Origin of the sequence: Telluribacter roseus (genome assembly GCF_017355915.2) — a bacterium.
Lineage (GTDB): Bacteria > Bacteroidota > Bacteroidia > Cytophagales > Spirosomataceae > Telluribacter.
On the sequence record NZ_JAFEUV020000009.1, the window covers coordinates 19430 to 39959 of the forward strand.

At 50.4% G+C, this 20530-nt stretch carries 16 protein-coding genes; 1 reads left to right on the forward strand and 15 read right to left on the reverse strand.

The features are described 5' to 3' along the window. Window positions 1-59: 59 nt before the first annotated feature. The 3 genes from JTN23_RS16630 to JTN23_RS16640 form a co-directional block, all read right to left on the reverse strand. Window positions 60-1010, reverse strand: a complete 951-nt coding sequence (locus JTN23_RS16630; protein ID WP_247236128.1) for a homocysteine S-methyltransferase family protein — start codon at window positions 1008-1010, stop codon at window positions 60-62. A 151-nt stretch (window positions 1011-1161) separates the two neighbouring features. Beyond that, window positions 1162-1485 (reverse strand): nuclear transport factor 2 family protein, encoded by a 324-nt coding sequence (locus tag JTN23_RS16635; protein WP_247236129.1) that lies wholly within the window; start codon window positions 1483-1485, stop codon window positions 1162-1164. Window positions 1486-1505: 20 nt separating this feature from the next. Further along, entirely contained in the window at window positions 1506-2300 is a 795-nt protein-coding gene (locus JTN23_RS16640; protein ID WP_247236130.1) for an SDR family oxidoreductase, read from the reverse strand. 125 nt (window positions 2301-2425) lie between these two features. Here JTN23_RS16640 and JTN23_RS16645 point away from each other — a divergent pair, with 125 nt between their 5' ends. Beyond that, window positions 2426-2800, forward strand: a complete 375-nt coding sequence (locus JTN23_RS16645) for a winged helix-turn-helix transcriptional regulator (protein ID WP_247236131.1) — start codon at window positions 2426-2428, stop codon at window positions 2798-2800. Window positions 2801-2890: 90 nt separating this feature from the next. On the opposite strand, the gene JTN23_RS16650 is transcribed toward JTN23_RS16645, so the two are convergent. The 12 genes from JTN23_RS16650 to JTN23_RS16705 form a co-directional block, all read right to left on the reverse strand. Then, window positions 2891-3628, reverse strand: coding sequence for a DUF72 domain-containing protein (locus tag JTN23_RS16650; protein WP_247236132.1), 738 nt, complete (start codon window positions 3626-3628; stop codon window positions 2891-2893). 295 nt (window positions 3629-3923) lie between these two features. Beyond that, window positions 3924-4676 carry a DUF6615 family protein gene (locus JTN23_RS16655; protein ID WP_247236133.1) on the reverse strand — a complete coding sequence of 251 codons (753 nt, stop codon included), beginning with the start codon at window positions 4674-4676 and terminating at the stop codon, window positions 3924-3926. 372 nt (window positions 4677-5048) lie between these two features. Next, window positions 5049-5945: a toll/interleukin-1 receptor domain-containing protein gene (locus JTN23_RS16660; protein WP_247236134.1), complete on the reverse strand. Its 897-nt coding sequence runs from the start codon at window positions 5943-5945 to the stop codon at window positions 5049-5051. 404 nt (window positions 5946-6349) lie between these two features. Then, window positions 6350-7495 carry an aldose epimerase family protein gene (locus JTN23_RS16665; RefSeq protein ID WP_247236135.1) on the reverse strand — a complete coding sequence of 382 codons (1146 nt, stop codon included), beginning with the start codon at window positions 7493-7495 and terminating at the stop codon, window positions 6350-6352. Between the two features lie 48 nt (window positions 7496-7543). Beyond that, window positions 7544-8719, reverse strand: coding sequence for a galactokinase (galK, locus tag JTN23_RS16670; RefSeq protein ID WP_247236136.1), 1176 nt, complete (start codon window positions 8717-8719; stop codon window positions 7544-7546). Window positions 8720-8955: 236 nt separating this feature from the next. Further along, the gene (locus JTN23_RS16675; protein WP_247236138.1) at window positions 8956-9891 is read right to left on the reverse strand and encodes a D-2-hydroxyacid dehydrogenase; all 936 of its coding nucleotides are present in this window, start codon (window positions 9889-9891) and stop codon (window positions 8956-8958) included. A 224-nt stretch (window positions 9892-10115) separates the two neighbouring features. Further along, window positions 10116-13577 (reverse strand): DUF1080 domain-containing protein, encoded by a 3462-nt coding sequence (locus tag JTN23_RS16680; RefSeq protein ID WP_247236139.1) that lies wholly within the window; start codon window positions 13575-13577, stop codon window positions 10116-10118. Window positions 13578-13609: 32 nt separating this feature from the next. Beyond that, a complete protein-coding gene (locus tag JTN23_RS16685) occupies window positions 13610-14884 on the reverse strand; it encodes a Gfo/Idh/MocA family oxidoreductase (protein WP_247236142.1) in 1275 nt (424 codons plus the stop codon). 157 nt (window positions 14885-15041) lie between these two features. After that, window positions 15042-16760 carry a GMC oxidoreductase gene (locus JTN23_RS16690; RefSeq protein ID WP_247236143.1) on the reverse strand — a complete coding sequence of 573 codons (1719 nt, stop codon included), beginning with the start codon at window positions 16758-16760 and terminating at the stop codon, window positions 15042-15044. Between the two features lie 361 nt (window positions 16761-17121). Then, window positions 17122-17658 (reverse strand): gluconate 2-dehydrogenase subunit 3 family protein, encoded by a 537-nt coding sequence (locus JTN23_RS16695; protein ID WP_247236144.1) that lies wholly within the window; start codon window positions 17656-17658, stop codon window positions 17122-17124. Window positions 17659-17734: 76 nt separating this feature from the next. Next, window positions 17735-18709: a sugar phosphate isomerase/epimerase family protein gene (locus tag JTN23_RS16700; protein ID WP_247236145.1), complete on the reverse strand. Its 975-nt coding sequence runs from the start codon at window positions 18707-18709 to the stop codon at window positions 17735-17737. Between the two features lie 105 nt (window positions 18710-18814). After that, a complete protein-coding gene (locus JTN23_RS16705) occupies window positions 18815-20479 on the reverse strand; it encodes a RagB/SusD family nutrient uptake outer membrane protein (protein WP_247236146.1) in 1665 nt (554 codons plus the stop codon). Between the last annotated feature and the right edge of the window lie 51 nt (window positions 20480-20530).

The window sequence follows — 20530 nt, forward strand, 5'->3', positions numbered from 1 at the left end:
AAGTGGCATCTAAGGTAGCTTCAGCCTCACGGCTGTATCAGCGTTCAATAATGTTTTCTTCAGGCTGTACGGGTCTGACTGGCAATGGTACGAACATGCTCTTCGTCGGTACCGCAGCAGCCGCCAAATACATTGAGGTGAGCAAAGAGGTCTTTAAGCCTTTTATTTTCTATACCCAGCTCCTGCGGGTCGCCTCTATCTAATGTTGTTGCCTCATCCAACTCCGCATGACTTTTACACGAAGCATTCGCTCTGATTCCTCGTATACGTTTGGTCCACTGTTGGTTCTTTCCTGCCTGCAATTCATCAACAAAGTGCGTGGGGTGAGCGCAATTGATCATAAAGTAAGCTGGCGGGTTCGCCACACTTTGGTCGACTTGCTCAATGGCGTCCTTCAGCCGCATCCCCGTTGGTAACTTCCCGTCGGTCTCTACCGTAAAGGAGATGACCACCGGCAGGTTGTTGGCATTCGCTGCCCGGACTATACCGATGGCTTCTTCCACATAATTCATGGTGATTGCTGAGACCATATCAACGGACGTATCAGCGAAAACCGCTATTTGTGCAGTATGATACGTTTCTGCCTCTTCGGCAGTCATCCTGTTTCCTGGCGTATAGCCGTCGCCGCGTGGGCCAATGCAACCACTCAGCACAATGCTGTCAATATCACTCTCGAACTCCTTTTTAAGGTCTACAAGAAGCTGAACTGCCTTTGTATTGATTTCAGTCAAGGCTGTTGCAGGATATCCCAGTTTATGGATCCAGTCAGGATTGGCCCGCCAGGTAGGACTTTCGAGGATGAAGTTCGTCCTGAACTCTTTGGCAATGTTCAGGTATCGTCGGTAATACTCTTTGATAGCCTGGTAGCCTTTCTCATCTTTCAGTAAGTCAAAGGCAGCAAAGTAAGGAAGGTCAAAGCCTTCCAGAAAAACCAACGTCGTTTCCAGTCCGCCGTCTGTTAGGAACAGCTCAGCAGACTCATTTGGTAGATTTGATTTGATCCGTGCCATGGTGTAGGTCTTGGTTGTGTATAGTACTTAAATATACACAATTTCTGCGGACGCTGAGTTGTCCTATTTCCGGGGCTATAAAGCTGGTGCGGTGAAACTTAGGATGAGAGGCGGAGGCCAGGTCATAACACGAAGTACGCCTGCTCCTTTGTCAACCTGCTATTTTCATCGACTGGATTAGTCCGTCTTTTAGGTCAACATAGTAGTTGAGCACAATGGGACTTCCGTCAAACGAGCCTGAGACTTCTGCTGTCAAGAGACTTGCTGTATCTGTCTCAGTGAAAGCAGTTGGTTTCAATACCGTTCTATACTTTTGGTTTGATTCGGCAATCCAATGCTGTATGTCAGCTTTTCCTTTGTACGTTTTGCCCTCGTCAAGTACTACGGCTGTTTCAGTAAAACAGTCAGCATACGCAACACTATTGTAGTTGTTTTGCGCTTTTACTAAATCGGCTACAACTTTCGGTACATTCATCACTTTTATTAGTAAGGTTATTAAATGGTGGGTATCGTTCCTCCGTCAATGACATATTCGGTACCTGTCAGATAGCCGGCTCTTGGCGATACCAGAAAACCAACCAGTTCAGCTACCTCTTCGGGGTGGGCTGGCCTGCCCATTGGTATTCCACCCAAAGCATCCATTACGCTTTGTGTGGCTTGCTCTACCGTGCTATTAGAGCTGGCAGCAATCCGTTCCATCATTCTTGTTGAAGCTGTAGTCATGATCCAGCCCGGTGAAACGGTGAGTACCCGAACACCTTGCGGCGACACTTCGTTGGATAAGCCTTTGCTGTAATTAATTAATGCAGCTTTGGCAGCCGCATAAGGCAACGTGGAATCATACAAAGGTAACCTGCCCTGAATGGAAGCGATGTGGATAATGACGCCGGTCTTACGTTCCAGCATTTGCGGTAAAAATCCCCGATCCAGCCGAACCGGTGCCAGTAGATTAGTCTGGATGGATGTTTTCCAATCTTCCTCCGTCAGTACAGCGAAACCGCCGCCGCCCGTTTCCGAACCGCCCATGTTATTGACCAGAATATCCAGTCTGCCGTATTTAGACAGAACTTCCCCGACTACTTGGTGCGTCCCTCCGGAAGTACTCAAATCAGCTGAAATAAAATGCAGACCTTTGTTTAGGCTTTCGGATGCATTTCTGGCTGTAACAATGACCGTTGCACCGGCGTTAAGCAAGCGTTCGGCTATGGCTTTTCCGGCCCCTTTTGTACCGCCTGTTACCAATGCTATTTTGCCTGCTAATTCGTTGGTATACTCAAATTGGTTTTCCATACTCCCTTTTTTTTGATACAAAATTGGGAAGTATGTGCAGGTACTACAAGTACGGAAAAACGAATGGCATAGGGATAAATTTCTCCCCTATTGCCTCTTTTGGAACATCAGAACAACTTTGCATTATGTACGAAAGAAAAATACCGTTGAGCCTTAATTGTGGCCTTGACCTGATCGGCGAAGTACTTTACGGTAAGTGGAAGATGCGCTTGCTGTGGTTCATCCACGAAGGAAGCCAGCGACCTAGTGAGCTGCAGCGAAAGATTCCTGATGCTTCACGCCGGGTTTTAAATATGCAGTTGAAAGAGTTGGAAGAGCACGAACTAGTCTCAAAAGTCATTTATCCGGTAGTGCCGCCTAAGGTTGAGTACAGCCTGACCGAATTTGGAAAAACCTTGATTCCTGTCATAGCGGCTTTAGGTCAGTGGGGTGATGAACACGAAGAACGCCTGCGTTCTGTTATCGTGAAGCGGTTAGAACAGAATACGTCAGTAGATTAGCTAGCAGTTAGCCGTTGGTGGTGTTATCATCAACAACGGCTAAAAACTACGTAATGAGATCTTGTGTTCCCTTACCCAATCCTTCTACCTCTACATATTCTCCAGCATCTTCTGCAACTTTTCGGCATCCTGGGTGGCGGCGCCGCCAATGGTGTTGTTAAAGAATACCCATACCTCTTTTTCGTCCAGCAGCCAGTCGTTAATCATGTAGCCGAAGCGCTCCAGGGCATCGTCTGAGTAGGGGCCTGAGTATAGCTTCTCTTCCCCGTGCAGGCGCAGGTACACCTGGTCGGCGGTAACGGTTTCAAGCTTGGGCCAGCGGGGCGAATCAGCAATCACAAAAGCAATATGGTAGTAACGCAGCATTTCAATGGGCTCTTCCTCCAGCCACGATTTATGCCGTACTTCCAGCGCAAAAGGCTGGGTAGGGTACTTGTCGCGCAGCAGCGAGAAAAAGTTTTCGGCTACCTCTACGTTAAAACGAAAACTGGCCGGAAGCTGAATCAGCACCGGGCCCAGGCGGTCCCCCATGATCAGGAAGCGGCTCATCCATTTTTCCAGCTGATCGGCCACATCCACCAGACGCTTTTCGTGGGTAATTTCCTTGTGTAGTTTGGCAGTAAACTTAAAATGGGCGGGAGTCTGGGCCAGCCACTTTTGGATGGTTTTGGCCATGGTATAGTGGTAGTAGCTGCTGTTTACCTCGGTAGTATTAAAATGCCCGGCAAAGTAGGTCAGGTAATCGGCCGATTTCAGGTCTTCGGGATAGAAAATGCCTTTCCAGGCATAGCTCCAGCCCGAGGTGCCGATGTAGAGGTTTTCGCGCATACTGCTCAGAGTTGTTGATGAAAGTGGTGAATCTTGAAGTATGGTAGGCAAGAGGGGAATTGGATGGAGTTGCCGCTACTGTCTGCTCCTTTAGGTTGACGAACAGGGCTTTGCATTATGGCGATATTCTGCGTTCCATCCATCGACAACAGAAGCCCACTTAAGAGTTACTGTAAAAAAAATTTAAAATGCTTAACAGTGTTTGGTCAAGCTGGATCCGTTGATTATTAAGGAACAATAAGCTAATGCTGCGTTAGGTAAGCCACCATAACGTCAAGCTGCATGTTAGCTACCGCTATTCACTCAAACGTAGATCGATTATAGCAATTCGCTTCGGGTAAATTCCAACTTGGCTATTGTACAATTCATGAGGAAAATATTGTAATATGCCTATCTCTCTTGCGTTGATAAACTCGTTCGACAGTCTTGCAACTTTTCTAAAAGTTTCGCCGAAGAAATCTCCGTCTTGTGAAAGGGTTGTTGTGTCTCGATATAAATCTCTAAAGAACGGACATTTGAACAAACAGCGAATAGGTAACGTACTTGAAAATCTGTGTATTTTGTCAAAAGTTCTGCTTCCCCTCGTGTTAATAGCTTTTTCAACATTTTTTAGTGGAGTAAATGTCCACCCCAATAGCTCTCTGTCAAAGTCTTGCTGGCAATGCCAATGGTCGGCTTGAGTTGCTTTTGGAAAGTAGTTATAGAAGTTATTTAACGGAACAGCACCATTAGCATGGGCAAAGTCTCTTAACACTTTTATTTGATATTCATCTTTTGGCGGCTTTCCAACCTTATGACTTAAAATTTTGTATCTGCCTGTAGAAAGGTCAAGCTTCTTTGCATGGATTGCATAGCGTATCCAACCAAAGTTGTTTGAGCCAACAAACCACTCCCAATCTGTCCCCTTAATAGCCTCGAAAGGCTTAGGTGTTTGTAAAATTCTTATATTGAAGTAATTCTGTCGAGCTAATTCGAGAAGTATAAGGTCAGTTATCGTTTCCTCGCCATAAATAGTTCCATAACTATCTGCAGAATTTATTCTGTCCAAATTCGCTTAGATATCTCTTCAAACTTTTGAGTTATCATGATATAATTGCAGCTAACGTAGAAGCATTGGCGAGATGGCTGCCTTCTATGTTCCTTCCACCTAATACCACTGCTAATTAAGGGTGCAAAAGATTATTATTTTTAAACTTGACGTTATCCGCCAGCTTGAACTGAAGCTAAATAGCGAATAAAAAGTTTTGAATATATTGGTTACACGCATTTTGACAATGCAATGTTAGCGGTTGTTATTCTTTTTTTTCAATCATTCTGCTTAAAGATCTTTCCATAAAATAGGAGAGCTCATCAAGCATCATCATTTGGTCTTTCGAACCCACCATATTCATAAATATAGGATGATGAATTGTATTTTTGATTACCCTTCAAAATTCATTATGGCTTTTTCCTTTGCAGCAATAGCTTTGGAAGACTTTAGAACTTCATATGTCTCTTTGCCGATTTCATATACCCACGGCATATCGTCTCTAAATAAACTAATTATAATTAAAATACCAAAGAAATCATCTTCGGAGCTCTCGGAAATATACATTAACTCATGCAACATTTCTGTATGGAATCGAAACTTTTTCCGCTTATAACTAGGTTCAACATTTCTTTCAATTCTTGCTGGCAGATCCTGAAACATAATTTTCACCTCTTCAAAAAGTTTAGCAACAGAAGAGTCTTCCATCAATTGTCCATCATTCGTCTCAACTTCCGGCTGTCTCTTTAAAATTTCTTCTGCTTGTCTTTTAAACACTTCTACTTGCATTTTAATAACAGCTGCATCAGGTTCAGAATTTGGAATCCTGTTTACAAGTTGAACTACAAGTTTCGTAAGAGAATCTATATCGTCACCTGAATTCTGGAATTGTGCAAACGGTCCATTATTCGCTTTGTTTAAAGGAATGCCTATTGCTACTCCCAAAAGGGGTGTCTCTAATTTCCCTTTCGCAACACCTGCTTCATACAAAATCCACGGTCTATCCACACTATGTTGGGTCAATAGTGCAACAACGTCAGAAGCATCAGCAAGTTTCTTCATTATTTCAGGATACCATTCAACTCCATAAGCAATACCTTGATTACCTCGTTTGTCTGATGACCGAAAAGATTTTAAAACACCAGCACTTACGGAACTTAAAAGCTTACTAAATGCTTCGGCAAGTTCAGCATCCCTCGTGTCATGGCTTATAAACACCAATGGTTTTGCTCCTCTTGGTGAAGGTTGCTCGTCTTTTATTTCTTTTTGATTGTCTTTAATGTCTTCCATAATTAGTTTTGATGTGTGTGGGTATAATTGCCACTAACGCATAAATATGCGAAAGCTTTGCAGGACTTTTTATATTTGTTTAGACTCTACTTACAAACTATGGTACTTTTAGTATCATATTTATAAATACGGTTACTTCAACCACTCAGCAACTGCAACGAAAGGTTCCGATTGTAATTTAGTCTATTTTCAAGTCAATTTATTAAATTGTTCTTATTTTAAGCTTTATGTATCACGTGGCCCATGCGTAGTCATTCATAAGCTTAAACTTGGTATTGGTATCCGCTTCCTGCAATGTCAATCATAAAAAACCTTTACCTTAATGGCATTTATGACACCTCCATACAAAAAAGCCCGTGCAAACACGGGCTCTGGAATATTATCTAAAACCTAAAAGCTCCCCCCTACTTCGCCGAGAACGTAAACTTCGTCATCGTATGATACTGCTCGCCGGGGCGGAGTACTACCGAGGGAAACTGAGGCTGGTTGGGTGAGTCAGGGAAGTGCTGGGTTTCGAGGCAGAAACCGGTGCGCTTGTTGTAAGTCTTGCCTTTGCCTTTGTGGGCGCCAGTCAGGAAGTTACCGGTATAAAACTGTACACCCGGCTCGGTGGTAGCTACTTCCATCACGCGGCCGCTCTGGGGCTCCGTTACCGTAGCAAACTTTACCAGTTCGTTACTATTACCCCGGTTGATCACCCAGCAGTGGTCGTAGCCGCCGCCATTCTTCACCTGCTCGTCGCTCAGGTCATCAATGCGGGCTCCGATGGGTGTAGGCTTTGTAAAGTCAAAGGGAGTACCCGCTACTGGAATCAGCTTGCCAGTTGGGATCAGGGTAGCATCCACGGGTACCAGGCTATCAGCATTTAGTTGTACGACGTGGTCCAGGATGGTTTGGTCTTTACCGCTCAGGTTGAAGTACGAGTGGTTGGTCAGGTTGACGATAGTAGGCTTATCGGTAGTGGCTTTGTAGTCGATCAGCAGGCTGTTATCATCAGCCAGGGTGTAGGTCACAGTCACATCCAGGTTGCCGGGGTAGCCTTCTTCCATATCCTTGCTCACATACTTCATGCGCAGCCCTACACCTTCGTTTGATTTAAATTCCTCGGTCAGCCACAGTACCTTGTCAAAGCCTTTCTTGCCACCGTGGAGGTGGTTGGGGCCATTGTTGGTAACGAGGGTGTAGGTTTGCCCTTCCAGGTCAAATTTACCTTTGGCGATGCGGTTGCCGTAGCGGCCCACGAGCGCTCCGAAGAAAGGGTTTCCGTTGACGTAAGCAGAGAGAGAATCAAAGCCCAGTGCTACATCCTCGAAGTTGCCATTCTTGTCGGGGGCCATCAGGTGCGTAATGATACCACCGTAGTTGGTGATTTTGACGGTCATGCCGTTGGCATTGGTGAGGGTGTAAAGGTCGGCCTTCTGCCCGTCCGGCAGTTGCCCGTAATCGGCTTTGGAAACAGTTGATTGCATGGAGTCATTAGGTTTTTGGGACTGACATCCGGCCAGGCATAGTCCGGCCAGCATAGATGCCAGAAAGAAGTAGTGCTTCATGATTTGAAAAAGGGACAAGGTTGGTTTACGGGTAAAAGCAGTTAAGTGTCAAATTCTATGCACCTCAGCCGTTCCATCCATGATTCTTACGCGGTAGCAGGGAAGATCGATATTGAAAGCCTGCCGGTAGGCTTCTTTCATCTGGGTTTCAAAAGCGTCCACCGCGGTATTCTTGATAAGATTGAGGGTACAGCCGCCAAAGCCGCCGCCCATCATCCGGGCTCCCAGTACGTCCGGGTTAGAGCGGGTCTGATCGACCAGAAAATCCAGTTCCTCGCAGCTCACCTCGTACTCGTGCTGCAGGCCATCGTGTGTTTCGTACATTTTCCGGCCAAAGCTGGTCAGGTCGCCCTGCAGCAGCAGCTCGCAGGCTTCCTGCACCCTTACGATTTCTTCGGTGACGTACTTGCAGCGGCGGTAAATTACATCACCCAACTCCTCCCGGTGCTGCTCCACCATAGCGGGGGTAGCATCGCGCAGGCTCTGTACCTCCGGGTGGTACTTCTGCATTATAGCCACTCCGGTTTCGCACTCCTGCCGACGCGTATTGTACTCCGAACTGGCCAGCGAATGCTTCACGTTGGTATCGCACAGGACAAGCAGGTACTCCTCCATCGGGAAGGGGAAGTACTCAAAGTCCATGGAACGGCAATCCAGCCGGATCACTGATTCTTCTTTGCCAAACACCGAGGCAAACTGATCCATGATACCGGACTGTACGCCCACGTACTGGTTCTCGGCCTTCTGGCCCAGCCTTACAATAGACATCCGGTCCAGGCCCAAGCCGAACAGCTCATTCAGCGCGAACAGCAGACAACATTCCAGCGCCGCGGACGACGACATACCTGCCCCCAGGGGAATATCTCCCCCAAAGGCCGTCTGGAAGCCTCCTATCTGGTGTCCGTTCTTAGCCAGCTGATCCACAACAGCCAGCTGGTAGTGAGGCCACGACTGATCAGGTTTGGAAAGGTCATCCAGCGTAAACTCGTAGGTTTCGTCCAGGTCCACCGCATGCAGGATCACCCGGTTGTCCTCACGGGGCGTAATGGCAAAGAATACGGCCTTATCCAGACTGGCCGGCAGTACAAAACCCTGGTTGTAGTCGGTATGCTCGCCTATAAGGTTGATACGGCCCGGGGAGCGAAACAGCCGGGGCGTTTCTCCAAATAGCTCTACAAATTTATTGGTAACGCGGTCGGCGTTACTGCATGTATTGTCTTTCATTACAACATCATTTTTTCTACAACATCAACCGCCCCGCTGGGGCTAATTGGATCTAAATCTAAATCGGCATTCGACCTACAACATCGGCTGCCCTACAATATCCATCGCCCCTCTGGGGCTACAACATCAACTGCTCCGCTGGGTCTTTACTTATGCTGGAAAAATGGAATTCAAAAGTCCCAATTCTCTCAATCAACCATTCTCTCAATCACTCAATAAATTAATCACTCATTCCCCTAGTACCCTCTCCGCAGATCCACTTCATTGTCAAGCAGGTGGTCCCTCTGCAGCTTTTGAAGATTGTGAAGGAACAGCTCTACTTTTCCCTCATCTTCCTTCACCTGACCGCCGCCCGTATGCTGGGTGAGTACCACATTGGGCAGCGACCACAGTTCGCTCTCGACGGGTAGCGGCTCGATCTCGGTTACGTCCAGCACGGCTCCGCTCAGGTGACCTGCCTGAAGTACCTCAATGAGGGCCTGCTCGTCGGTAGTACTGCCGCGCCCTACATTGGCGTAGACACTCCCCTTGCGCATGGTAGTCAGTACCTCCCGGTCTACAAAGTGATGGACGGTACCTGGTAGCGTATTGACCACCAGATCCGTATCACTCAGCTCACTGAGTAGCTCCTCCCGGGTGTGGAGGTCGGCCGAGGGAGAGGTGCGGGCCATCATAAGCACCCGGCAGCGGAATCCTTCCAGTATATCACGCACGGCGGTACCGATGGTACCACTGCCCAGTACGATGACCTTCTGCCGGTACAGGGTACCCAGGTACGGGCGCAGGCCGCTACCAATCCATTCTTTTCGCTGCCGTAGCAGCGTCAGTACATCCACCCCGCGGTACAGCGCCAGTATACCTCCTACGATGGTTTCGGCGCAGGGGCGGGCAAACCAGTCGCCCATGTTGGCGACCCGGGCATTCAGCTCCAGGCCCTGGTACTTATCAAAGCCGGCTGAGTCGAGCTGCCAGAACTGCAGATTAACAGGCGGCGACTGAAACCACTCCAGCGGAGGGTTTCCCAGCATCATGTCGGCCCGGCTGAATATGTCTATCAACTCGTTGGTGGAATCTTTTTCAGAACGGAAATACAGATGATGTTCGGCAGAGAGTGCCGAACGTAACTGCTTTCGCAGCGAATCATCTAGTATCGTATGGACGTATATATACATGGTTTTAAGAGTAAAGAGCACGAATCAGCCGATTTTACCTACAATAAAAGTCGGCGTTCGCTCTGATAAATAGCCTTTAAAGTTTTAACAGACTTTGAGCCATATAGTTAAAGCAAAAATTAAAGCTATACTAATTCCCATAAAAGTATTATCAAAGAGATGTTAACTAACAAAGCCCGGTGAAAGGTCACCGGGCTTTGTTATACTATATCACAACCAACTACTTATCTGCTGGCTCTGGTCTTCGCTTTTGCTTTGGCAGGCTTTGCCGGCTCAGTCTTTGCTTCCTGCTGCTTGCTCAGGTCTTTGATCCGGATGTTACGGAAACGTACCACATCACCATGTCCCAGGAAACCGATATGTCCGGATGTTCTTTTAAGACCGGGGTGGTCTTTCTTATCCAAAGTACCGTTCTTGCTGGCTTCGGCGAGATCGCCATCCAGAATAGTAGTACCATTCAGGATTACCTGGATCTTCGAGCCCTGCATGCGTACTTCCTGGTAGTTCCACTCGCCCGTAGGCTTCAGGTACCCACGCTTGGCGGGTATCACACCATATACGGAGCCGTGGAACTGGTAGTCATGCAGATTTTTGTAGATAGGTGCTTCATTGTCCAGGATCTGGAGCTCCATACCGGTATAGGCTGCATCGCCTTCGAGCGGGGCGCGTACACCTAATCCATTGTTGGCTCCGGGTGTCAGTTGGAATTCGAAACGGTACACAAAATCGCTGTACTCATCTTTGGTGAAGAGATTGCCCCGTCCACCATTACCAGGATAAACAACAATGGCTCCATCCTCAATGACGTAGTCTTTGGTATTACCAACCCACTCGTGCATGTTGGTTCCATCGAATAGTACCTTGAAGCCTTCCTTCTGTTCTTCCTGACTCAGCTTGAAGGGCTCCGTACGGGGCAGCTCACGAACATAGATATCCCGATAGGCTACCTCGGTACCGTGGGCCTGTAGCTCGATCTGCTCTTCGGGGAAGATAGGCAGCTTGCGGTCCCAGTAGTTTTCCAGCGGTACGTTATCCACTACCAGCTCACCGTTCAGATGTACCGTTACGCGGTCACCCACCATTTTGATAAAGAATGTATTCCACTCACCTACCGGATTGTCAGCTACTTTGAGGGGCTTGCTCTCGTGCTTCTGGTTGTTATACAAGCCACCTGATCCTACCTGCGCACCTACTTTCACGCGGGCCGTATCCCAGATCTGTACCTGAGGCGTACCACGCAGATAGATACCGGCGTCACCGTCTTTCTGAATCTTCCAATCCACGTACATTTCGATATCACCGTACTTCTTCACTGAAGCCAGGTTATCGCCGTGTCCGGTAAATATCAGTTCCCCATTCCGTACGATCCAGTCGTTTTTGGCCTTAGCGTCGGCTTTGGCCTGCTTGGCGGCCAGGGTATCGGGGTGCATGGCGGCGCGCTTGATGGGGTTCTCCACCAGACCTTTCCAGCCGGTCAGGTCTTTGCCGTTGAACATGGCTACGTAACCTTCGCCCTTAGGCATTTCGGCCAGGTGCTTCCGGATCGACTCCTTCTGGTACTCACTATCCTGACCTTTCAGTACCGCGATAGTCTTGTTCAACAGGTTACGTACTACATCTCCCTGGTACTCCTTGTTAGCCAATGCGATGTTCATAACGGCCTGAGCCGCTGCCTGCTGCAGTTGAGGATCGTCCAGGTAGTTGCCGGCTATCAGCATGGCGTTGAAGGTGCGGTTGCGCGGCAGCTCTTTCAGGATCATCTCCTTCTGAGCCGGAGTCTTAGCTACTTCCAGCGCCTTACGTAGCTTCAGTACCTTCTGTACCGGATTCTCTTTCGACTTACTTACAGCCTTTACGTACCCCTGAACCGCCTGATCCAGGTGCTCAGTGTTAGTAGTGTTCTTGCTGATGGTGTACAGCTCATTGGCTGCGCTGGCATCAGTCCACCCAGTCAGGGCTGTGAGTGAAGCCAGTTTGGAAGCAGCATCCCCCCCGTTATAGGCAGCTACTACGGTCTGCAGGGCTTTATTACCACCTACGCTGGCCAGTACCTGGTAGTAACGATTTTTCTTATCGGCAGCCGTGCTGTTCATCTGCTTCAGGATCAGGTCCGCCTGCTGGGCCTGGGTACCGGCGCCTTTTACCGCCGCAATTACTGCATTCTGATACTCCTGTACTTCCTGGGGCTGGCTGGATGCATCCATCAGGCTGAACAAGGTCGGCAGGTCCTTCTGGGTAGCCATGTGCTTCAGAGCCGCCAGCGCTGACTTTTTCACAGCGGCATCCGAGCTGTTGAGCTGCTTGAGTACGACGTCCATTTTGGTATCCGCGGCACGGGCTGCCAGCACATCAATTAGTGCCGCCTGCGCACTAGCCGGCATGGAAGGCAGCGTTGCCGCTACTTTATCCACTACGGTATTTCCTTTCATCGTAAGGAGGGCGTTCTTAACGGCCTGTACCTCCTCGGCGCTACCTTTCTTCAGTACCGTCATCAGGTCATTGATCGCAGCGTCCTGCCCTACTCTACCGGCGGCCTGGATAGCGGCCAACTTCACGCCATTGTCCTTGCTGCCAAGTGCCTTGGTAATGGCAGGCAGAGCGTCCTTAGCACCGGCCAGTCCCATCATGTTGATGATCTCGGCCTGTACGTTGGGCTTGGCTTTCTTAAGAGCTTTCAGCCAAAGAGCAGTACTGGCAGCTCCGGTATGCGCCTGAGCGTACTTCAGAGCAGCCGCGCGGTAGGCCGCATTGTCGCTGCCCATAGCCCCGATCAGGGTAGGCACGCTGGCCTCGCCCTGCATATCAGCCAGTAGCTTCAGAGCAGCGGTACGGGTATGTACCTGATTGGCTCCGGCTGATCTTTTCAGGAGGTCAGCGGCCGCTTTCTCCGCCACAGGACGGTTGCCTCCCTCAGCCAGACGGCTCAGGTAGTACAGATACGCCGCAGTAGCGTTGGCTTCGTTGTAGATGAAGGTAGCTTTCTCAGCCGCCTGTGCCAGTACCTTTTCGGATGAGGGGGCACCAATACTGGCCAGTGAGTACAGGGCTACTTTACGAAGATTGTTATCCTGAGCATCTACCAGCTTTTCGATAGCAGGAGCTGCCTGGGTAAAACGGCTGTCACCCAGTGCTTCAACCAGGGAAAGTTGTGTAGTACCCGAAGCACCATTCAGTGCGCTTAGCAGCGCCTGCCCGGCTTCCGGTGTTCCGATTTTCACCAGGGCTCTGGCAGCAGAGCCGCTTAGCTGCTCGTCTTTCAAATACGACTGCAATACAGGTACTGACTCATTCTTACCCACTGTCTGCAGTTGGTAGATCAGAAATGCCTTGTTATAGGTATCCGTCAGTTTGCCAAGCGCTTCGCCGTAGGCTTCAGCGGCCATCTTACGAAGGGCCTCCTTGCCGGGTTGGGTGACGTAGAAGGTAAAGCCCCCCAGTGCGTATTCCAGCGCGGTATTATCACCTTTATCTTCGGGTACCAGCATGCTGGCCATCTGTACCAGCCCGGGCTTGCCCAGGGCTGCTATTTCCTCCATGTTTTTGGTATGCTGGGCGGCGTTCCTGGCGGGCATCATCGCCAGCGCATCGGCCACACGGGTCGTAACCGTTCGTTTGTCTTCACGCTGTGCCATTACGCCCGTATGGAGCATACAGAGAGCAGCAAGCGTATATATTATTTTTTTCATGATTCTATGTAATGCAGGGATTAGGAAAAAGATTAGATGGTCCAGGCAGCGCGCATCGGCTGATCGATGAGGCGATTGGCCCCTTCGTCATCAATGAACTCCTGCTTGACGGGATCAAACTTCAGCGAGCGTCCCAGACGCAGAGCGATAAGACCCATATTGACGAGTGTACACGAACGGTGTCCGTTCTCTTCGTTCAGGGCAAATTTCTTACGCTCTTTCACGGCTTCCACGAAGTCGGTCACCTGAGGCTCCGGATCGGGGAAGGCCGCCAGTTTCTTTTCCAGATCCGGAATGTCCGAGCGGAAGTTAGGGTATAGCTTACCCTTAGGCCCTTCGATATACGGTACATTGGCATCCTTGGCTTCTCCATCCAGGATGATCTTACAGCCGTCGGCGTAAGTGTACTCAATACGGCGCCAGGTACCTACCGCATCGGTATGCTGCTGGGGCGCGTCTATTTCTACACTAACGGGACTGGTGTGGTCTTTGCCCAGGAAGTACTGGATCGGGTCGAGGTAGTGCTGGCCCATATCGCCCAGTCCACCTCCATCGTAGTCCCAGTAGCCCCGGAAGGTACCGTGCACGCGGTGCGGGTGGTACGGCTTGTAGGGAGCGGGTCCGAGCCACATTTCATAGTCGAGGTCGGCGGGTACGGGCTGAGGGTCAAGGTTGGTCTGACCTACCCAGAAGAACTTCCAGTCGAAGCCGGTGTGGCGGCTTACGGTTACTTTGAGGGGCCATCCCAGCAGTCCGCTATCGACCAGTTTCTTGATGGGCTTTACGGTGGTATTCATACCGTAGAAGTTGGCATCGAAGCGGAACCAGGTATTGAGGCGGAAGATACGACCGTGCTGCTGTACCGCTTCCACCAGGCGCTTGCCTTCGCCAATAGTACGGGTCATAGGCTTTTCGCACCATACGTCTTTCCCGGCGCGGGCGGCATCCGCCGCAATGATTCCGTGCCAGTGAGGAGGAGTAGCTACGTGTACAATGTCCACTTCGGGCAGCTGGATAAGCTCCCGATAATCACTAAACGTTTTAACGTCTTTGCCCACCATACCGGCAGCCTGCTTAAGGTGGCCGCGATCCACATCACATAGGGCTACTACCCGGGTACCTGCGTACGGAATGTGGCCTCTCCCCATAGAACCCACACCCACAATCGCTTTGGTGAGCTGGTCACTCGGGGCCAGGTAGCCTTTACCTAATACATGCCGGGGAACAATGGAAAACGCGGCTACTGTAGCCAGTGAGCCTTTGAGGAAGTCACGTCTCCCAATGGACGCTTTCTTTTCTTCTTTCATACTATAAGGGATAGGAATGTTTCAAAATGTAAAGTAACAGGATGTACCCGTTATGTTTATAAATTATTTTAAAAAATTAAGAGGCTCTCCGTCAAGCAGAGAGCCTCCGATTAGTATACTATGACTCTTGCTACCTCCTCTCTACCCATCCAGGCTGTTACAGATTTCCTTTACGGAGTTCTTCAACAGCATGATTGGCGGCGCGTGCCGTTATAGCCATATACGTCAGCGACGGATTCTGGGTAGAGTTGGTAGTCATACAGGCTCCGTCGGTTACGAATACGTTCTTGCAGGTATGGAACTGGTTCCACTTATTTAAAAGCGACGTTTTCGGATCTTTACCCATGCGTACACCTCCCATTTCGTGAATATCCAGTCCGGGTGCCTTTGCGGGCTTGTCGTGCGTCTGGATATTTTTGAATCCGGCCACGGTCAGCATTTCGGTCATCTGCTCGTGGAAGTCGCGGATCATCTTCTCGTCGTTGTCATCATAGGCTACCGAGGTACGTAGCAGAGGGACACCCCACGCATCTTTCTGCTGCTGGTCCAGGGCTACGAAGTTGCTCTCCTTAGGGATGGTCTCTCCCATCATCCAGGAGTTGACGCGCCAGTTGCCAAATTTACGGCTCATCAGGCTGGCTTTCAACTCCTCACCGAAGCCTTCCTGATCGCTGTACGTCATGCGGCTACTTCCAAAGCCGGCGGCATAGCCACGCAGGAAGTCGGTCTCCTGCTTGAATACGTTGCGGAAGCGGGGAATGTAGCTACTGTTCGGGCGAATGCCTTCGGTAGTCGAGTCGAGTAGCCCTTCGTATTCAGCGGAGATGGTGGTCCGGAAGTTATGGAATGAGATGTACTTACCCAGCAGGCCGTTATCATTGCCCAGGCCGTTGGGAAAGCGATTAGAAGTCGAGTTCAGCAGGATCAGGTTCGAATTAAGCGCCGAGGCATTCACGAAAATAATCTTCGCGTAGTACTCGGTCATCTCTTTGGTATGGGCATCAATGACACGAACCCCCGCGGCCTTCCCCTTCTGCTCATCGTAGATGATGGAATGTACCACTGAATCGGGACGCATGGTGAGCTTACCGGTCTTGGCGGCCCAGGGTAGCGTAGACGAGTTACTGCTGAAGTACCCTCCGTACGGACACCCCCGGCGGCACAGGTTCCGGTTCATACACTGGCCCCTACCCTGCTCAATATGGATGGGCTGGGGCTTGGTCAGGTGCGCACAACGACCGATAATAACCGGGCGCGCTCCTTTATAATGTTTCGCCATCTCCTTCGTGAAGTGCTTCTCCACGCACGACTGCTCGTGCGGTGGCAGAAACTCGCCGTCGGGTAGCTGGGGTAAGCCGTCCTTATTACCGGATATTCCGGCAAACTTCTCCACGTAGCTGTACCAGGGTGCGATGTCTTTGTAGCTAATGGGCCACTCCACCGCGTAACCATCCCGCACGGGACCGTCGAAGTCGTACTGTGACCAGCGCTGGGTACCCCGCGCCCACATCAGCGACTTACCTCCCGTCTGATAGCCCCGGATCCAGTCAAAGGGCTTATCCTGGATGTAAGGATGCTCGTTGTCTTTAACGAAGAAATGCTCTGAATCCTCTGCCCAGGCCCCGGCACGACTCAGAATAGGATTGGCATCTTTGAGAGCTTTGGGAAGCTGTCCAAGGTGGTCAAACTCCCACGGCTGCTTCATGGTAGTAGGGTAATCGGTCACGTGCTTTACCTCGCGTCCCCGCTCAAGTACCAGCGTACGCAGCCCTTTGCCCGTCAACTCTTTGGCCGACCATCCTCCGCTAATCCCGGAGCCAATCACGATGGCATCAAAGGTGCGCTCTTTTATGGAATCTATATTGAAATAAGACATGTCTTAAAATTCTGAATTCTGAATGTTGAATTGTGAGTTAGGAGTGTACGAAGGAATTGTATTTGGTGCAAAAGTGGCCCCAGAGGGGATACACCTTAGTAGTAGAATAACGATTAAGCGTATTTTAGCCCCCGGCGGGGCGACACCTGAACTTATATGTGCCGCTCCTACGGAGCTGTACTTACACTTTTGATGCTACTTCTACTAAAGTACCGCCCCTCTGGGGCTTATTTAGAATTCTTTCGTACACTACTAATGTTGAATTGTGAATTAGCTACTGAGTGAAAAAATTCTGAATCACCAATTCACTCATTCACCGCAGCGGCGGCCGCTAAATCACTCACTGATCACTGGTCACTGCTCACTGCACAACCGGTACGCAGCCGTGGTAGTAGCCGGGAGCCATGTTGTACTTGAGTACATGGGTCATATAGTACTCCGAGTTGGTATAGCCCTGGATAGTCAATCTCTTGATCATACCGACAAATTCTTTGGCCGCAGCATCCGATGAGCTGTTCATCTTTTGCAGCACGTCCACCCGCTCCTTAGGGGTGAGTGCCGCAAAGCCTTTCTGGTACGTCTGGTTGGCTAGTTTTTCGGTAATAAGTAGGCCCTCTTTCAGGCTGGCCTGTGCCGCCTCACCCAGGCAATCGCTGATCATGCGGGCGGCAAACTGGTGTACTCTCAATTCTTTGGCACCGGGCGATACCACACCGGCGACATTGGTAGTCTGGGGTAGGATGGCTTCTACGAGTTCGCCCAGCAGGGCCTCTTCACTGGCAGAAAGCGTAGTAACCGGACCGACGGATTCGGGTGTCCAGTTGGACGCCCAGGCAGGCAGGCTCACCAGACCTCCCAGTGCCAGCCCCAGGCTTTTGATAGCGGATCGTCTTTTCATGCAGCAATAGGAGTTTAATCCACCGGGTGCTGGCCCCGGTGGATAATATAATAGTTAAGGGTAGGATCAGATAGTATCAGCTAAATACATCACGCAGCACTTTCAGGCTCTTGGGTACTGCCGTTTCGGGATCTTCCTTGCCCTCCATTTCCAGTGATACATAGCCCTTGAAGTTGGCCTTACGCAGGATGTTCGCGATCTTTTTGTAGTCCAGAGTCAGGTCGTAGAAGTGGCCTCCGCCGTAGTACGTCTTGGCCTGGACGATGGTAGCATAAGGAGCCAGACGCTCAAACTGTGGGTAGGGGTCTCCGACGAAGTTGCCCGTATCGACATTCATCCCCATAGCCGGCGACGAAGCGAGTGGCTTGTATATCTCGAGCAGGTAGTCGATGTTGGACGACAGCCCCCAGTGGTTTTCGATGGCCAGTACCACGCCGGCTTTTTCGGCCGTTACCAGACACTCACCTAGGGAGTCAATGCACCACTTGATGGCATCTTTATCGGTGTAGCCTTCGATAGGTGGCTCCTGACCTGTCTTGTAGTAGTTGGCATCACGCTTTACGGTGCGCCAGCTGCCGGTGTTCATACGAATAGCAGGTATGCCCATCTGGGTAGCCAGATCGATACAGCGCCGGGTATGCTCAATGTCTTTTTTGCGGTCCTCGGCTTTGGGTTGTACAAAGCTCTGGTGAATTGAAAGCATCGGCAGGGCCAGTCCGTTATCAAATGCCAGGCGCTTGAGCTTGTTCATGTACGGGATGGTTTCGTTCTCCATCTGACGGTGCAGGATCTCTACGCCTTCAAAGCCCAGACGAGCCGCATTCTCGATTACTTTTTCGATGGGGTACTTCTGCTCCTGGAAGTGCCAGTACGAGTAGGTTGATACCGCCAGCGGGATCCTCTTGGTGGGTGGTGCTGCTACCGGTGCGGCAGTTGCCTCAGCCTGGGCAGACTGACCGGCCAGGGCGGCCACTCCGGCCAGGGCGGTAGCTTTGAGCCAGCCTCTTCTGGATGAATGGCTTTCATCCGTAGTACGTGTGATGTCTTGCATGATTGGTAAGGAGTTAGGAATAGTATAAAAACACTATGAGACGCTATTTTTACCTATACAATTTTCGCCTGCCCCACATATACATGAGGCAGGCGAATAAAGGGTTTAGGGATTCTGCTTCAGGACACTGGCTCCCATGATATCGATCTGGGCCTGTGGGATCGGGAAGTACTCGTTCTTACCCTTGACGAAGGTAGCTCCGTTCAGGTACGTTCTCTTCTTGCTTTCCTTAGTCAGATACGCATTCAGCGTCTGGTCGGCTACGCCCCAGCGTACCAGGTCGAAGAAACGGTGTCCTTCCATGGCCAGCTCGACACGACGCTCAAAACGAACCGCTTTGCGGGCGTACTCCTGGCTTGGGAACGATGGGTAAGGCTTCACCAGGTAGTTAGCGGCTGGCTTACCATCGGCAGTAGTTACGACTACGTTACCGGCACGCGTTCTGATCTGATTTACTATTTTGAGGGCCATATCCAGGTCGCCTTCTTCTACGGCTACCTCGGCACGCATCAGCAGTACATCAGCAAAGCGCAGGGCGCGGTAGTTGTTGGAGTTAGCACGGGGAGACTCAGCACCGGCGTTTTCACCGCTATACGCAAAGAACTTCTTGAATGTATACGGACCCCCAAAGCTCTGATCACGGATCCAGTTTCTACCGGGGTGTACGCCCCAGTTCAGGAAGGGGATACCTCTGCGGCCTACGGTCCAGTCCAGACGGGGGTCAAGGGTACCTTCGTGCGGAGTAAAGGCAGCCGATGAAGCTAGGCCTTCGTCATTCTTCACGTCTTCGTCGTTGAATGTATCCAGCAGGGGCAGACCGTTCGCATCGGTTTTGAAAGCGTTTACGAGGTTCTGGGAAGGCTGGTAGAAACCGCAGCATCCACCGGGAGCCGATCCGTAGGGGAAGTTCCAGTTGTCCCCCCAGCTACCATTCTGACCAAGACCACCGTCACCTACCGACATCTGTACTTCAAATACCGACTCACTGTTGTTTTCGGTAGCAATCCGGAAGTTGTCGTGGTAGCTGTTGACCAGGGCGAACGGACCGTTATTGATCACATCGTCCAGCAGGGGCTTGGCGGCTGCATAGTCGCTCTGGTACATATGCGCCTTGGCCAGTACAGCTTTGGCGGTCCACTTACTGGCTCTACCTACGGCTGCTTTGGTCTCCGAAAGGTTATCAATCGCATACTGGAAATCAGCCTCTATGTTAGGCCATATGTCCTTGTCGTTCGGCAGGTTGATGTAGTCGGTTACGTTTTCGTCCACGTAAGGTACCATGTTCCAGAGCTTTTTGGCTTCGAAGTGGTACCAGGCCCGCAGGAAGCGGGCTTCGCCCATGGCCTGCTTTTTCTCCGCCTCTGACATATCGTTCGCTTTCGCGATCAGCTTGAGTGCATCGTTGGAGCGCGAAACCCCATCGTAAATAGCGACCCACTTATCATTGAAGGCTCCGATATCGGCCTGATTCTGATACCGCTCGATGGTGGTGATCTGCGCCTGGTCACCTACGTCACTACCTTTGTAGGCGTCGTCCGACGCTACCGAGCCGTAGATCCAGTTACTGGCCGAGGCCGTGTTGGTTGGGCCGGCCCCTACTCCATCCAGCAAGCTGTACGCCCCGATCAGTACCGCGTTTACACCTGCTCTGTTGGCGAGCATCTGCTCATTGGCTACCCCCAGCGGAGTGGTTTCCAGAAACCCACTGCCACAGGAAGTCATCATTCCCATGCTGACCAATGCTGCCACTACTAAGACTTTCTTTTTCATATACTTAGAATAGACTTGAGGTTCTTAGATAAAATACTTCTTACTACACCC

Coding starts and splice junctions, on each gene's coding strand:
- JTN23_RS16665 (WP_247236135.1), bottom strand. CDS start 7,495: ATGAAGCACTACTTCTTTCTGGCATCTATGCTGGCCGGACTATGCCTG.
- JTN23_RS16635 (WP_247236129.1), bottom strand. CDS start 1,485: ATGAATGTACCGAAAGTTGTAGCCGATTTAGTAAAAGCGCAAAACAAC.
- JTN23_RS16645 (WP_247236131.1), top strand. CDS start 2,426: ATGTACGAAAGAAAAATACCGTTGAGCCTTAATTGTGGCCTTGACCTG.
- galK (WP_247236136.1), bottom strand. CDS start 8,719: ATGAAAGACAATACATGCAGTAACGCCGACCGCGTTACCAATAAATTT.
- JTN23_RS16650 (WP_247236132.1), bottom strand. CDS start 3,628: ATGCGCGAAAACCTCTACATCGGCACCTCGGGCTGGAGCTATGCCTGG.
- JTN23_RS16630 (WP_247236128.1), bottom strand. CDS start 1,010: ATGGCACGGATCAAATCAAATCTACCAAATGAGTCTGCTGAGCTGTTC.
- JTN23_RS16690 (WP_247236143.1), bottom strand. CDS start 16,760: ATGTCTTATTTCAATATAGATTCCATAAAAGAGCGCACCTTTGATGCC.
- JTN23_RS16680 (WP_247236139.1), bottom strand. CDS start 13,577: ATGAAAAAAATAATATATACGCTTGCTGCTCTCTGTATGCTCCATACG.
- JTN23_RS16660 (WP_247236134.1), bottom strand. CDS start 5,945: ATGGAAGACATTAAAGACAATCAAAAAGAAATAAAAGACGAGCAACCT.
- JTN23_RS16640 (WP_247236130.1), bottom strand. CDS start 2,300: ATGGAAAACCAATTTGAGTATACCAACGAATTAGCAGGCAAAATAGCA.
- JTN23_RS16675 (WP_247236138.1), bottom strand. CDS start 9,891: ATGTATATATACGTCCATACGATACTAGATGATTCGCTGCGAAAGCAG.
- JTN23_RS16685 (WP_247236142.1), bottom strand. CDS start 14,884: ATGAAAGAAGAAAAGAAAGCGTCCATTGGGAGACGTGACTTCCTCAAA.
- JTN23_RS16695 (WP_247236144.1), bottom strand. CDS start 17,658: ATGAAAAGACGATCCGCTATCAAAAGCCTGGGGCTGGCACTGGGAGGT.
- JTN23_RS16700 (WP_247236145.1), bottom strand. CDS start 18,709: ATGCAAGACATCACACGTACTACGGATGAAAGCCATTCATCCAGAAGA.
- JTN23_RS16705 (WP_247236146.1), bottom strand. CDS start 20,479: ATGAAAAAGAAAGTCTTAGTAGTGGCAGCATTGGTCAGCATGGGAATG.